Origin of the sequence: Rhodococcus sp. Ni2, from assembly GCF_021352185.1 — a bacterium.
GTDB lineage: Bacteria > Actinomycetota > Actinomycetes > Mycobacteriales > Mycobacteriaceae > Rhodococcus_F > Rhodococcus_F qingshengii.
Genome location: NZ_WOXZ01000002.1, coordinates 2,254,852 through 2,268,986, shown reverse-complemented (window position 1 = coordinate 2,268,986; position 14,135 = coordinate 2,254,852). Strand labels below are relative to the sequence as shown.

Below are 14,135 nucleotides of genomic sequence, written 5' to 3'. Positions count from 1 at the left end.
CCCCAAACGTCTGTAAGAGTGGATCTACCGCGCCATTCCGACGCGGCGGACCAGGCCCCAGGCACGCGGCCCGAATGCCGCAAAGCCAGTACGGAGGAGTCATGCCCGGAACACTGACCAGCCCACAGTTGACCGCTGCCGACCGGTGCGACCGGTGCGGTGCCGGAGCACGCGTACGCGCCGTGCTTCCCACCGGCGGCGAGCTTCTCTTCTGCGGACACCACGCAACCGAACACGCGGATCGACTTCGCGAGATGAATGCCGTCGTCTCCGAAAGCGAACCCGCAATCTGACCTGTCAGCCGGGGGTGGCCTCTTCACGAGGCGCGCCATGAACGCCAGAACGGGCGATCACAGTCACTGTGATCGCCCGTTCTGCCGTTCCGGGGTCGCAAGCACGCGAAGCGTGGGGGACCGGTATCGGCTGCTACCAGCTGCGGAGAATCGCGATGCGTTCGGTCAGCTGATCGACAGTAGCGATGGCCGTCGGCGGACCGCCGCACACCCGGCGCAGTTCTGCGTGAATGATGCCGTGCGGCTTACCGGTGCGGTGGACGTTCATCGCCACCAACCCGTTCAGCTCCTTGCGGAGCGCACCGAGCTGATCTGCCGTGGCCGCTCGATCGGATACCACTGCCGCCGTGGGTTGCGGGGCGGCAGCCTTGGCCGAGTTGGCCTCGACCTGTGTCTGCTGGCGTTGACGCAGCAACGCCCGCATCTGATCGGCGTCGAGTAGACCTGGCAGACCGAGGTAGTCGGCTTCCTCGTCACTTCCGGCGAATGTCGCGGTACCGAAGGACGATCCGTCGTAGATCACCTGGTCGAGTTCGGCATCGGCGCCCAGGGACGTGAACGCCTTCTCCTCCTCGCCCAGCTCGTCCTTCTGCTTGTTCGCATCGGCGAGCAGGTCGTCTTCGAGGCCGTCCTTCTCACGATGCGGCTTGCCGAGTACGTGATCACGCTGGGCCTCGAGCTGTGCGGCAAGGTCGAGAAGCACCGGCACCGACGGCAGAAAGACGCTGGCAGTTTCGCCCTTACGACGCGAGCGCACGAAGCGCCCGATCGCCTGAGCGAAGTACAGCGGAGTCGACGCGCTGGTCGCGTACACACCGACCGCCAGACGGGGAACGTCGACACCCTCGGACACCATGCGGACCGCGACCATCCATTTCTGGTCGCTCGCACCGAATTCGGCGATTCGCTTGGACGCGGTGGGGTCGTCGGACAGCACGACAGCCGGCTGTTCGCCGGTGATCGCGGTCAGGGCCTTCGCGTACTCTCTGGCCACTGTCTGGTCCGTCGCGATGACAAGTCCGCCGGCATCGGGCATCCCGGTACTGCGCAGCTGCGCCAAACGGGTGTCTGCTGCTTGCAGCACGGCAGGAATCCAGTCGCCGGCAGGGTCCAAGGCCGTACGCCAGGCCCGAATCGTCTGCTCGGCGCTCAGCGGCTCGCCGAGTCGAGCGGTGAATTCCTCGCCGGCGTTGTTTCGCCACCGTGCCTCGCCCGAGTAGGCGAGAAACACGACGGGGCGAACCACGCCGTCCTTGAGGGCATCCGAATATCCGTAGGAGTGGTCGGCTTTCGAGCGGAGCAGACCTTCCTTGTCCGGCTCGTACTCGACAAAAGGAATGGCACTGTCGTCACTGCGGAACGGGGTTCCGGTCAGTGCGAGACGCCTGGTCGCGTCGCCAAACGCTTCACGAATGGCGTCGCCCCAGCTCTTGGCGTCGCCGCCGTGGTGGATCTCGTCGAGGATGACCAGCGTCTTGCGGCCCTCTGTCCGCACACGATGCTTCGACGGGTGCGAGGCAACCTGGGCGTAGGTCAGCACGACGCCGTGATAGTCACTCGAGGTCTGGCCGGTCGAGTTGGAGAACCGCGAGTCCAATGCGAGGCCGGAGCGCTGTGCGGACTCCGCCCACTGGTGTTTGAGGTGCTCGGTCGGCGCCACGACGGTTATCTGGTCGACCGTCCGGTCACGGAGCAATTCCGAAGCTACCCGCAGAGCGAAGGTGGTCTTACCTGCTCCCGGCGTTGCGACCGCCAGAAAGTCACGCGGACTGCTGGAAAGGTACTTGGTCAGTGCACGGCGCTGCCATGCACGAAGGGAACCGGTAGGGGCGCCAGGTTGGGTTCCCGCGGATTGAGCTCCGGCGGGTTCGGGCGAATTGCCGAACTCGGCTGCCACGGTCTCAGACGTCATAGGCCGCGCCTCCACTGGAATCGCACTGTTGTCTCGCGCTCCTCGAATTTTCATCAATGTCCGGCGACGAGCCTAGCCGCCGCCACCGACGAAAGCCGCACTCGAAGCGCGTACTCATGGCCGTTCTCACTCCGGCCGGCGAGGTTTCGCTTCTCTCGCATCCTGCCGACCTGCACGCGAATTGTCTCAGAAATGTGCGACACGTCGGCGCCATGGTTGGGCAACCGGGTGTGTCGTCAGGGATGCTGGAGACATCATGAGTGAAGCGCGAGGCGAGAAGTCGAGCGGAAGTGATCTGCACCACCGCAGATGGCATCCGCTACGCCGCACCGGGCAGTTGATCGGTCGAACCCTGAGCAAGGCCTGGGACGATTCCATCTTCGGAAAGGCGGCTACGGCCGCGTTCTGGCAAACGCTGTCGCTTGCTCCCCTGCTGCTCGGCCTTCTGGGAATGATCGGCTACATCGGTGGGTGGTTCGGACCCAACACCGTCGAGATCATCGAATCCAAGATCGTCACGTTCAGCGGAACGATCTTCAGCGAAAGCGTCGTCGACCAGATCATCCGCCCGACGGTGACGGACGTCCTTCAGCGCGGACGCCCGGAGATCATCTCCGTGGGCTTCCTGCTGTCCCTGTGGGCGGGATCATCGGCGATCAGTACGTTCGTCGACTCGATCGTGGAAGCACACGGGCAGCAGGATGCCCGCAATCCCATCTGGCAGCGCATCTTCGCCCTGCTGCTCTACGTGATGTTCCTGGTGATGGCGGTGTTCATCCTGCCGCTGGTAGCTCTGGGGCCGACGCTCGTCGGGCGAGCACTGCCGGCCTCCTGGTACGTGGTCGGATCGAATCTGGTCGACACGTTCTACTACCCCGCTGTCGGTCTGCTGGTGATCATCGGCCTCACGACGCTCTACAAGGTCGCTCTGCCGAAGTCGCTGCCGTGGCATCGGCTGCTCGCGGGCGCCCTGGTCGCCGGTGTGTTCTTCATGGCCGCCAGCACCGGATTGCGCTGGTACCTGGGATTCGTCACCAGCACCGGCTACACGTACGGCGCGTTGGCAACGCCGATCGCGTTTCTGCTCTTCACGTTCTTCCTCGGTTTTGCCGTCGTCCTCGGCGCCGAGTTCAACGCGACGGTTCAGGAGTTCTGGCCCGCTCGTGCCACTCGGATGGAGCAGATGCGAGAGTGGCTTGCGGCTCAGAACACCGACGAAAAGACCGGTCCGGTCACCAACCTGACCTGGCACCTGGCCACCAGCCCCATCCGCATCTCGGGCGACAAAGCGGACCCGGCCACGGTCCCCTCGTACGGGCGGCCCCGCAGCAGACAAACCGAGAGCAGACAATCGGAGTCGCGCCAGAACTCGTGCGTCGACCAAGATCCCTGCGATGAACCGCACGCAGACGCGAAGAGCCCGGCGGCCGACTGCGTCGAGGCTGTCGATCCGCCGAGCTCCGGAAGTACTCCCTCTCGCCTGACCCGAGGTCAGTCGCCCTTACGGAGTCCTTCGTAAATCTTCTTGCAGTCCGGGCACACCGGTGATCCCGGCTTGGCGGACTTCGTCACGGGAAACACCTCACCGCACAGCGCGACGACATGGGTTCCCATGACGGCGCTCTCGGCGATCTTGTTCTTCTTCACGTAGTGGAAGAACTTCGGGGTGTCGTCGTCGGTCGTTTCGTCGGTGGAGACGTCGGGACGTTCCTTGGTTTGAGTGCTCACCCCTCCAATAATGCCGTCTCCGTCACAGCGGTGCGACCCACGGGTCGTGTGCAATTGTCGGCCGAGAGTGGAACAGTGGAGTCATGGCACGAAATGGCGCGTTCGGCAGGTCCGACGAGGCCGGGACTCCCGACAATCCCGTACTGATCACCGAAGCGCAGCAGTCCGTCGAAGAACAGCACAAAGCCCGAGTGCGCAAGTACATGATCATCATGTCCTTCCGGTTCCCGGCGTTGATCCTCGCGGCGATCGCGTACGGCATCTGGGCCAACGCCTGGATCTCGATGCTCATCATCGGTGCATCCATTCCGCTTCCCTGGATCGCCGTCCTGATCGCCAACGACCGACCACCGCGCACCAAGGACGAACCGAGTCGATACGACGGACGAAAGAAGACCGCAGGCGAGATCGAATCCGCGACGCACCACACCATCGAAGGCTGACAAGTTTCGCCTGCGAGAATGACAGGGTGAGAAGCGAAACGCTCCTGTCCATCACCCCTGCGCTGCGTGAGGCTCTGCTTCGCAATCGATTCGACACCGGAACCATGCTCGAGGCGTTGGGTCCCGAAGTTCACGCTGCTCTCGGTCGAAGTGAGCCGGTGCCCGTGCGCCGCGCCACCCGAGAACTCGGGGACCTGGGCGTTCTCATCAGACTGTTCCTTCTCGCCGATGACTGCCCGGCGGGCGACGTCGCCGCGGCGCTGGCTCCGCTGACAATCGCGCAGTGCGTCGACGCCGGTCTGCTCGAAGGTGAGAACTTCGACAGTGAGAATCCGCTCGTGCGGGCCGCGGTGGATCTTCGCCCCATCGACGTCGGCGACGGCGATCGTTGGGTGATCTCGGATCTCGACGGCGGAATCCGTCCCAAGAAGGCCACGGCCGATCATGTGCTGGGCGTCGGGCATGCGTCACTGTCCTTGCTGCAGGCCACGCCCACCGCGAGGGTCGGCAGCGTGCTCGACCTCGGTACGGGATGCGGCATCCAAGCCCTGCACGCGAACACGTACGCCGATTCGGTCACCGCAACCGACATCAATCAACGCGCTGTCGACCTCACGGCAGCAACCATGGTCCTCAACGGACTGGACGTCGAACTCCTTCAAGGGTCCTGGTTCGAACCCGTCGAGGGTCGAACCTTCGACCAGGTGGTCGCCAATCCGCCGTTTGTCGTCGGCGAGGCACGCGTCCATCACACGTACCGCGATTCCGGCCTCGATCTCGACGGTGCGAGCGAATTGATGATCTCGCAATCGATCGACTACCTGAACCCCGGCGGCACGGCAGCTCTGCTGGCGTCCTGGGTGCACGTCGAAGGGCAGGACTGGCGGTCGCGGATCGCGTCGTGGCTGCCGGCCCACGGCGTCGATGCCTGGGTGGTCCAGCGCGATGTCGCGGATCCGGCTCTGTACGTCGGCACGTGGCTCAAGGACGGCGGGCAGGATCCTCGAGATCCGGAAACGGCATCGAGAGCAAACGCCTGGCTGGATCACCTCGAAGAAGCCGATGTCGAGGGCGTCGGCTTCGGTTTCGTGTTCCTTCGCCGCACCGACTCCCCCACCGACCTGATGGCCGAGGACCTCATGCACGGCTTCTCGGACCCGCTCGGGGCCGAGGCGCTCGCTTACTTCGACCGTCTTGCCTGGTTGCGTGAACACGACGTCCTCGAGGAACGCTTCGTCCTCGATCCGGACACGGCTCTCGAACGCGTCTACCTCCCCGGTGACGAGGGATGGCAACAAGTGGTCACGCGTGTGCACCGCGGCAACGGACCGCACTGGCAGCACGAGATCGACGAGCTCGGTGCTGCGCTGTTGGCCGGACTCCGAGCGGATGGACTGGTGGTCGACGAATTGATCGAACTTCTTGCCGCGGCGAACGGCGAAGACCCGGACCAGCTACGTGAGGCCGTCGTCACAATGATGGTCTCGCTGGTTCGGCACGGGTTGGTGCTTCCCATCACGAACTGAGTTCCCGGTGAGTTGCAGATTTTTGTGTTCTCAGCAACTTCTCAGGACGACTGGGAAATAACTGCAGGTCACGGCGATTTAGTGGAAATCGGCACGGGAACTTTCCCGGAACTCTCACACGTTGAACTGTGTGAGAGACCGCCGATAGGGAGGCAAGTCATGACAAGCCCCAGCACCACTACTCGCATTCGTCCGAGCGCCGCAGATCTGGACGCCCAGAGCCCGGCCGCAGACCTGGTCCGCGTCTACCTGAACGGGATCGGTCGTACCGCACTGCTGACAGCAGCAGACGAGGTCGAACTGGCGAAGCGAATCGAAGCGGGGCTGTACGCCAGCCACGTCCTTGCCACGGGAAAGCGCCTGACAGTCGCCAAGAAGAGGGATCTCGCAACGATCGTTCGCGAGGGACAGTCGGCACGTAGCCACCTCCTGGAAGCGAACCTGCGACTCGTCGTGTCGCTGGCCAAGCGCTACACCGGCCGCGGCATGCCGCTCCTCGATCTGATTCAAGAAGGCAACCTCGGACTCATCCGTGCAATGGAGAAGTTCGACTACGCCAAGGGCTTCAAGTTCTCGACGTACGCCACCTGGTGGATCCGTCAGGCGATCACCCGCGGAATGGCTGATCAGAGCCGCACCATCCGGCTCCCAGTCCACCTCGTGGAGCAGGTCAACAAGCTCGCCCGCATCAAGCGCGAACTGCACCAGCAGCTCGGGCGAGAAGCCACGGACGACGAGTTGGCCGAAGAGTCGGGCATCCCGGCGCACAAGATTGCCGACCTGCTCGACCACAGCCGCGACCCGGTAAGCCTGGACATGCCTGTGGGCAACGACGAAGAAGCGCCCTTGGGCGATTTCATCGAAGATTCCGAGGCGACCTCGGCCGAGAACGCCGTCATCGCCGGTCTGCTGCACAGCGATGTGCGCAGCGTGCTCGGGACGCTCGACGAGCGGGAGCAGCAGGTCATCCGACTTCGCTACGGTCTCGACGACGGCCAGCCCCGCACCCTCGATCAGATCGGCAAGCTCTTCGGCCTCTCGCGTGAGCGGGTTCGTCAGATCGAGCGTGAGGTCATGGGCAAGCTCCGCGTCGGCGATCGCGCCGAGAAATTGCGGTCCTACGCGAGCTGATCAAACAACACAGCACGTGCGTCAGCGCGCCACACCACTCGCGCTGACGCACCGCACAAAGCACCGCCACCGCTACTTCCCTCCCCCTCGGGAATGTGCGGTGGCCGGTGTTGTTCGCTGTGTCTACCGCAGCCGCCTGGGCCCCAGGTCGATTGCGCTCGGCTCAGGTCCGATTCGGACACGTGAATCGGTGATCTCCGCGCCGGTAGCCGAAGCGAGTACCGGCTCACAGGCCAGTTCGCGGACTTCGGGAATGTCGTCGGCCAGCGCCGAGATGCGCTGAACTAGATCAACCAACGCACCCTTGTTGACCGGAACGGCGTTGCGGTATCCGGAGAGAAGCGGCGCGGCCTTGGGCGCGTCGATCAATTCCGTAGCAGCGTCCTCGGTGAGAGGCAGTACGCGATAGGCACGGTCACCGAGGAGATCGGAGATCACACCGGCAAGCCCGAACGAGATCAGCGAACCGAACGACGGGTCGTCTTGGACACCAACCACACATCCGATGCCCTTGGTTGCCATTTTCTGCACGTGCAGCAGCGGTTCACCCGACGCGGCCGCAAGATCTCGGTAAGCGAGGCGCACCGATTCCGGTCCACTCAGATCCAGCCTGACGCCGCCCAGATCCGGTCGGTGTCGCCACATTTCGCCGGTTGCCTTGACCGCGACCGGGTAGCCGACAGCATCCGCTGCCTCTACTGCTTCGTCTTCGCTCAGGACCGAACGGAATTCGACGACGGCGACCCCGTAACACTCGAGCAGCGCCGCCGCTTCCACATCTGAAAGCCAACGGCCAGGAGAGTTTTCAAGCCAATCAGCCACCATCTTCTGGGCTCGCTCGGAGTCGATACCCACGGGGCGAACCACCTTCGACGCAGGCTTGCTGCGCCACTCCGCATATCGCCAAGCCCTCGCCAACGCCAGGGCGGCACGCTCCGGCCCCGGGTAGGACGGCACCGAACCGCGGGTCGGGTTACCGACTTCGTCACGAACCGCCAGGACGTCCGGCACACCCTCAGCTGCGAGGAACGTGGTGAGAATCGGCTTGTCCGAGCCTGCGACGGCGTCCTTGAGTGCTTTCGCGAACGGCTCGACCGGAATGGCTACCGGAGGAACGAAGACGGCGATGACGGCATCGACGTCGAACGACGCCAAAGCGTCGCGCACGGCAGTGGCGAACAGTTCCGGACTCGCCTGAGCGCCGAGGTCGACCGGGTCGCTGACCTGCAGACCTTCACTGCGGGCCGCGTCCGCAGCGAGGACACCGAGCGCGGTCGAGTTGCCGATGACCGCAAGCCGGGGGCCGGCGGGCAACGGTTGGTATCCGAAGAGCAAGGCGCAGTCGAACAATTGTGAAATGGACCCGACCTGAATGACGCCCGCCTGTTCGAAGAGGGCGCGGACGATCGAATCGTCGATCTCGACTCCGGTGGCGGCGAGCACCGGCGGAACCGCGTGCCGACCGCTCTTCACCGCGACGATCGGCTTCTTCCGCGCAACTCGACGCGCGATGCGAGAGAACTTCCGTGGGTTGCCGAAGCTCTCCAGATAGAGAAGGACCACTTCGGTGGACTGGTCGGAATCCCAGTACTGCAGAAGGTCGTTACCCGAGACGTCCGCACGGTTACCGGCGGAAACGAAGGCGGACAATCCGATTCGGCTGCGAGCGGCTTCGTCGAGAATGGCGATACCGAGCGCGCCGGACTGACAGAAGAAGCCGACGTTGCCTGCCACCGGCAAGACCGGCGCGAGCGTCGCATTCAACGAAATCGCCGGGTCGTTGTTCGCGACACCCAGCGCATTCGGGCCGATGAGGCGCATACCGTGAGCGCGCGCTGCATGGACCAGTTTGCGTTCGGACGAGCGCCCGTCCGGACCACTCTCACTGAAGCCCGACGAGACGACCACCAGCGCTTTGACGCCCTTGTCGAGGCAGTCGTCGAGTACCGAATTGATCGATTCTGCAGGTACAGCCACGACGGCGAGATCGACGTCGTCGGGGATGTCACGAACCGTCGGATATGCCCGAACGCCGTGTACCGAACGATGCTCCGCGTTGACGGGATAGACCGGTCCGGTGAATCCGCCGCGCAGCAGGTTGGTCAACACCGCGTTACCCACTTTGGCCGGGTCCGCTGATGCGCCGATCACCGCCACCGATCGCGGGCTGAGCACGTTTCCCATGCTGCGGGCCTCAGCTGCCCGCTCACGCGAATTGCGTACTGAAACAAGCGCTTCCGTCGGGTCGATCGCGAATTCGAGTCTCAGCACGCCACCGTCGAAAGAGCGGCTCACCTGATACCCCGCCTCACGGAACACCGTCACCATGTTGCGGTTCTCGGAGAGGACCTCGGCGACGAACATCGTCAGACCGTTCTCGGCCGCTGCCGCTGCCAGGTACTCGAGCAGGATCGGGCCGAGGCCGCGCCCCTGGTGTGCGTCGGCGACGACGAAGGCGACCTCGGCAGACTTTCCGTCACCGACGTCGAGCAGTCGCTCGTATCGACCCACCGCGATGATCTCGTCGCCGAGCATCATCACGAACGCCACACGGTTGTGGTGGTCGACCGTCGTGAAGTTCTTGACGTCGCGCGCCGACATCGTGGGGTACGGGCCGAAGTAGCGCAGATACCGGGTGCGCTCGGAGAGTTTGCCGTGGAATTCGACGAGCTTGTCCGCGTCTTCGGGAACGATGGGTCGCAACGCCACCGCTCCGCCGTCGGAGGCGAGAACATCGACTACCCAGGAATGGGGATAGGTGTGAGCGGGGTCGGTCTTCGGCGCCTGGCCGCTCGCCTCGCCGCCGACAGCTTCGGTATCGGACTGTTCAGTCACGGGGATCCTCCGGGTCGAGTCCGAGTAGCGGGAACGAAGCGCGACGTGTCGCGATGATCGCCGAGTCGATACGGGTGAGTGCACGGTCCACCGAGGCGACACCTGTCTCCGGTGTACCACCCGGGCCGTCCCACGGCGTGTAGGCGACATCGCCGCCGTCCCCCATGGTCGGCGGGAGGTCGACGCTCGGCGCTCGCAGCTTCGTCGATTCCTTCCAGTCTTCCGGGACAGCGGTGTCGACGTCGATCTCGCGATCGAGCGCTGCAGCGATCAAGTGAGTCCATGCCCTCGGCACGACGCGCACCAGTCCGTATCCCCCGCCTCCGACTGCCAGCCACCGCCCCTCGGAGTAGCGGTCGGCGAGGTCACGCATCGCCAAAAACGCGGCGCGCTGACCGTCGACGGTGAGGGCGAGATCCGCGAGCGGGTCCTCGCGGTGCGAGTCGACTCCGCACTGGCTGATGATGATCTGCGGGCGGAAGGCTGCAATGGCTCCCGGGACGACGGCGTGAAATGCACGCAGCCACAACGCGTCGACGGTTCCGGGCAGCACCGGGATGTTCACCGCCGTACCTTCGGCGGCCCCGTCGCCGACTTCGCTCGACCATCCGGTGTTCGGCCACAAGGTTGCCGGGTGCTGATGCAGCGAGACCGTGAGCACCCGCGGGTCCCCGAGGAACGCATGTTGCACTCCGTCGCCGTGGTGAGCGTCGACGTCGATGTAGGCGATGCGGTCGTAGCCGTTGTCGAGCAGCCACGAAATCGCAACCGCCGCATCGTTGTAGACGCAGAATCCAGAGGCCCAATCCGCCATCGCGTGGTGCATGCCGCCGCCGATGCTGACCGCGCGCCTCGTACGTCCCGAAGCGATTTCCTGCGCTGCGGCCAGCGAGCCGCCGGCGAGGATCGCACTGGCTTCGTGCATGTGCGGGAAGACCGGGTTGTCCTCGGTACCGAGCCCGTGGGGAACATCCTGGCCGCTCACACCGTTGTTCGCAGAGTTACCCGCGTCTTTGACCGCTGCAAGATATGCCGGTGTGTGGATTCTGAGGAGGTCGGCATCGGACGCGGCACTCGGTTCGAGAAATTCGATGCCCTCGAGAAGTCCGAGGCTTCGCGAGAGTGCCATCGTGAGATCGAGGCGAGTGGGATTCATCGGGTGATCGGCGCTCCACCGATAGCTCAGGTACTCCGGACTCCACACCACGACTCGATTCGCTCGAGACGCCGCGGGGTCCCCGTCAGATCTGATCGACGCGGTCATGGGATCACGCTACTTCCTTCTCGTTTCGTGCTGCACACCACACTCGTGGCCCGCTTCGGAGACCGAGATCGAGTGACACGAATCCAATTCGGACACGCGCTGGACTCGCCGCGGTGGAGGCGGCACCGGAACCACGAACTGAACGGTAGAATGATCAACTGACGAAGGGGTTGAGTGTGAAGGATCTAGTCGACACCACGGAGATGTATCTCCGGACGATCTACGACTTGGAAGAAGAGGGCGTAGTCCCACTCCGGGCGCGGATCGCCGAACGGCTCGAACAGAGCGGACCCACCGTCAGCCAGACTGTTGCGCGTATGGAGCGTGACGGCTTGCTGATGGTCGCCGGCGATCGACATCTGGAACTCACCGACAAGGGTCGCGATCTCGCGATCTCTGTCATGCGTAAGCACCGGTTGGCAGAGCGCCTGCTGGTGGACGTCATCGGTCTCAAATGGGAAGACGTACATGCCGAGGCATGCCGTTGGGAGCACGTGATGAGCGAGGAGGTCGAGCGTCGGCTCGTCGTCGTTCTGAACAACCCCACGACGTCGCCCTACGGCAACCCGATTCCGGGCTTGGACCAGTTGGGACTCGACGGCCCGGTTGCCACCACCGAAACATTGGTGCGCCTGACCGATATTCCGCACGGCGCACAGACAGCTGTGGTCGTTCGGCGACTGGCCGAGCACGTGCAGTCCGATCCCGAGGTGATCGCGCAGCTGCGTGACGCCGGCGTCGTTCCCGACGCCAGGGTGACGGTCGAAACCCGTCCGGGCTCGGTGACGATCATCGTGCCGGGTCACAGCGGGTTCGACCTGTCCGAGGAAATGGCTCACGCCGTTCAGGTCAAGCAGGTCTGAGGAAGTAGATGAAACTCCTGGTCACCGGCGGCGCCGGTTACGTCGGCAGTGTGTGCAGCACTGTGTTGCTCGAGCGTGGACACGAGGTTGTCGTCATCGACGACCTCTCCACCGGAAATGCCGACGCGGTGCCTGCCGGTGCCGAGTTCATCGAAGGAGACGTGGGAGCGCTTGCTGCCGACGTCCTCGGCAGTGCGGGTTCACCGGTTTTCGACGGTGTGCTTCACTTCGCGGCGCAGTCGCTGGTCGGCGAATCGGTGCTGCACCCCGAAAAGTACTGGCGCGGAAACGTCGTCACGACCATCGAGTTGCTCGAGGCGATCCGTGTCTCCGGTACTCCGCGCCTCGTGTTCTCGTCCACCGCCGCAACGTACGGCGAACCGGAGCAGTCCCCGATCGTGGAGACCGCTCCGACCCGCCCCACCAATCCGTACGGCGCGACCAAGCTCGCGATCGATCATGCGATCACCTCGTACTCGATCGCCCACGGCCTCGGTGCGACGAGCTTGCGCTACTTCAACGTCGCGGGCGCGTACAAGTCCGCCGGTGAGAACCGGGTGATCGAAACCCACCTGATTCCGCTCGTCCTTCAGGTCGCACTCGAGCAGCGGGACAAGATCTCGGTCTTCGGAACCGACTGGCCCACGCCGGACGGAACCGCGGTACGCGACTACATCCACGTGCTGGACCTCGCCGAAGCACATCTACTTGCGCTCGAATCCTCGGTTCCCGGCGAGCACCGCATCTACAACCTCGGAAGCGGTGCCGGCTTCAGCGTGCGCGAGGTGATCGCCGCCTGTGCGCGGGTCACCGGCCTGCCGATCAACGTCGAGGACGCGTCACGACGGCTGGGTGATCCGGCAGTACTGATCGCATCGAGCGACAAGGCGATTGCCGAGCTGGGTTGGACGCCCACGCGTACCGATCTCGACGTCATCGTCGCCGACGCATGGCAGTTCCTCCAGGATCTGGGCGACCGCTCACACGCTGCTCGCTAGCTTCCACTCGGCAGTGCCGGCGGCAAGCCGGTGATTCCGAGCGATTCCCCGATGGACAATCCGACGGCCGCGAGGTCACGGATTCCGTCGGGGCGCACACCGGATTGCAGCGATAGATCCAGCAATCCCGCCAAGGTGTGTTCCGAATCGGCCGACAGTGCGGCCGACAGCGCAACACCTGCCAGAGGGCCGTCGCCACGCACGTAAGCAAAGAAGCCGAGAAGTGTTGCCGGCCAAGCTCGTTCGGGCGACGGTACTTCATGGGTGAGCACGAGCCACAATTGCTCAGCATGTGCCGCAACGGACGTGATCGCCAATCCCAGCACCACGTCGCGCACGCGTACGTCCGTCAATGCGACCACCAGATCGGCGCATTCCTGCGGGTCAGGGCGGTGAGCGCCTGCCTCGACACGGCGGACATGTTCCAACACCAGATCGATCCGGCGCTGAACTGCGGTTTCACCGCTCGGTCCCCCTCTGTGCGCGCTCGACTCTCGTCGGCTCGCGATCAGTCGGGCAATCGTGTCGTGATTGCGAGCGGCGCCGTGTACCCACCGGACCAGTTCCTCACGCGAACGGCGAATGACCCTCCCGCCCAACACCTGTGCTGCCGCAACCGACGAAGATGCCGGGTCTGGCAGGGTGCCGCGGTGAATCGAACGCATGACGCTCGTCCACGGCTGGCCAGATTCTATTGCGGCCGTGCACAATACGTCGGCCAGCTCGACGCAGGTTCCGCCGAGCATGTCTTCGAATACCTCGGCCAGCTCGATGGTTTCATCGATCAGAGTTTCAGCTGCCGAGCAATCGGTGATCACCACGAGAACGACCGCACGCGCGCCTTCCCCGTCACAGACGGCGGCGAACTGGCGCAGCGCCGCGCTCATCTGCCTCGCGGGCTTTCCCCTGACACTGGGAAAGTAGTCGTGCCGCATCACTGGTCCGAGCGTCGAGGCGGAGGCGCCCATCAGAGACAGCGCAACCACAGAGTTGGACGGATGGAAGCCCAGGAGTGCGGGTATTGCCGCGATCAATTCGCCTGGATCGGAGACGCGTTCGACGCATCCGAGAAGGGCGGCAAGGTCGTCGTCGGAGAATTCGAATTCTCCCGGAAGAGGTGATGTCGTCATGCACACACCGTC

12 protein-coding genes are annotated in these 14,135 nt (G+C 64.2%); 7 read left to right on the top strand and 5 right to left on the bottom strand.

Annotated elements, in window-relative coordinates; translation table 11 throughout:
• Positions 1-101 precede the first annotated feature (101 nt).
• Positions 102-293: a hypothetical protein gene (locus GN300_RS24150; protein WP_003942643.1), complete on the top strand. Its 192-nt coding sequence runs from the start codon at positions 102-104 to the stop codon at positions 291-293.
• A gap of 133 nt (positions 294-426) precedes the next feature.
• Here GN300_RS24150 and GN300_RS24145 read toward each other — a convergent pair whose 3' ends face one another.
• Positions 427-2,205, bottom strand: coding sequence for a DEAD/DEAH box helicase (locus GN300_RS24145; RefSeq protein WP_063316506.1), 1,779 nt, complete (start codon positions 2,203-2,205; stop codon positions 427-429).
• Positions 2,206-2,461: 256 nt separating this feature from the next.
• On the opposite strand from GN300_RS24145, the gene GN300_RS24140 reads away from it, so the two are divergent.
• On the top strand, positions 2,462-3,724 hold the full coding sequence (locus GN300_RS24140; protein ID WP_063316507.1) for a YihY/virulence factor BrkB family protein: 1,263 nt from the start codon (positions 2,462-2,464) through the stop codon (positions 3,722-3,724).
• On the opposite strand, the gene GN300_RS24135 is transcribed toward GN300_RS24140, so the two are convergent.
• Positions 3,697-3,933 carry a DUF3039 domain-containing protein gene (locus GN300_RS24135; RefSeq protein WP_003942602.1) on the bottom strand — a complete coding sequence of 79 codons (237 nt, stop codon included), beginning with the start codon at positions 3,931-3,933 and terminating at the stop codon, positions 3,697-3,699. The two genes, GN300_RS24140 and GN300_RS24135, sit on opposite strands and share 28 nt — an antisense overlap.
• A gap of 83 nt (positions 3,934-4,016) precedes the next feature.
• On the opposite strand from GN300_RS24135, the gene GN300_RS24130 reads away from it, so the two are divergent.
• The 3 genes from GN300_RS24130 to GN300_RS24120 all read left to right on the top strand — a co-directional run bounded on the left by GN300_RS24130 (position 4,017) and on the right by GN300_RS24120 (position 7,033).
• On the top strand, positions 4,017-4,376 hold the full coding sequence (locus GN300_RS24130) for a DUF3099 domain-containing protein (protein WP_003942638.1): 360 nt from the start codon (positions 4,017-4,019) through the stop codon (positions 4,374-4,376).
• 26 nt (positions 4,377-4,402) lie between these two features.
• Positions 4,403-5,902 carry a methyltransferase gene (locus GN300_RS24125; protein ID WP_063316508.1) on the top strand — a complete coding sequence of 500 codons (1,500 nt, stop codon included), beginning with the start codon at positions 4,403-4,405 and terminating at the stop codon, positions 5,900-5,902.
• A gap of 159 nt (positions 5,903-6,061) precedes the next feature.
• The gene (locus GN300_RS24120) at positions 6,062-7,033 is read left to right on the top strand and encodes a sigma-70 family RNA polymerase sigma factor (protein ID WP_003942639.1); all 972 of its coding nucleotides are present in this window, start codon (positions 6,062-6,064) and stop codon (positions 7,031-7,033) included.
• A 123-nt stretch (positions 7,034-7,156) separates the two neighbouring features.
• Here the strand turns inward: GN300_RS24120 and GN300_RS24115 are convergent, their stop codons facing one another.
• Positions 7,157-9,868, bottom strand: coding sequence for a bifunctional GNAT family N-acetyltransferase/acetate--CoA ligase family protein (locus GN300_RS24115; protein ID WP_063316509.1), 2,712 nt, complete (start codon positions 9,866-9,868; stop codon positions 7,157-7,159).
• Positions 9,861-11,132 carry an acetoin utilization protein AcuC gene (locus tag GN300_RS24110; protein WP_003942159.1) on the bottom strand — a complete coding sequence of 424 codons (1,272 nt, stop codon included), beginning with the start codon at positions 11,130-11,132 and terminating at the stop codon, positions 9,861-9,863. Before GN300_RS24110 ends, GN300_RS24115 begins: the two co-directional genes overlap by 8 nt.
• 176 nt (positions 11,133-11,308) lie before the next feature.
• On the opposite strand from GN300_RS24110, the gene GN300_RS24105 reads away from it, so the two are divergent.
• Positions 11,309-11,995, top strand: coding sequence for a metal-dependent transcriptional regulator (locus GN300_RS24105; protein ID WP_003942150.1), 687 nt, complete (start codon positions 11,309-11,311; stop codon positions 11,993-11,995).
• 8 nt (positions 11,996-12,003) lie between these two features.
• Positions 12,004-12,993, top strand: coding sequence for a UDP-glucose 4-epimerase GalE (gene galE, locus GN300_RS24100; RefSeq protein ID WP_003942257.1), 990 nt, complete (start codon positions 12,004-12,006; stop codon positions 12,991-12,993).
• On the opposite strand, the gene GN300_RS24095 is transcribed toward galE, so the two are convergent.
• Entirely contained in the window at positions 12,990-14,123 is a 1,134-nt protein-coding gene (locus GN300_RS24095; protein ID WP_037126687.1) for a DUF4192 domain-containing protein, read from the bottom strand. The two genes, galE and GN300_RS24095, sit on opposite strands and share 4 nt — an antisense overlap.
• Positions 14,124-14,135 lie beyond the last annotated feature (12 nt).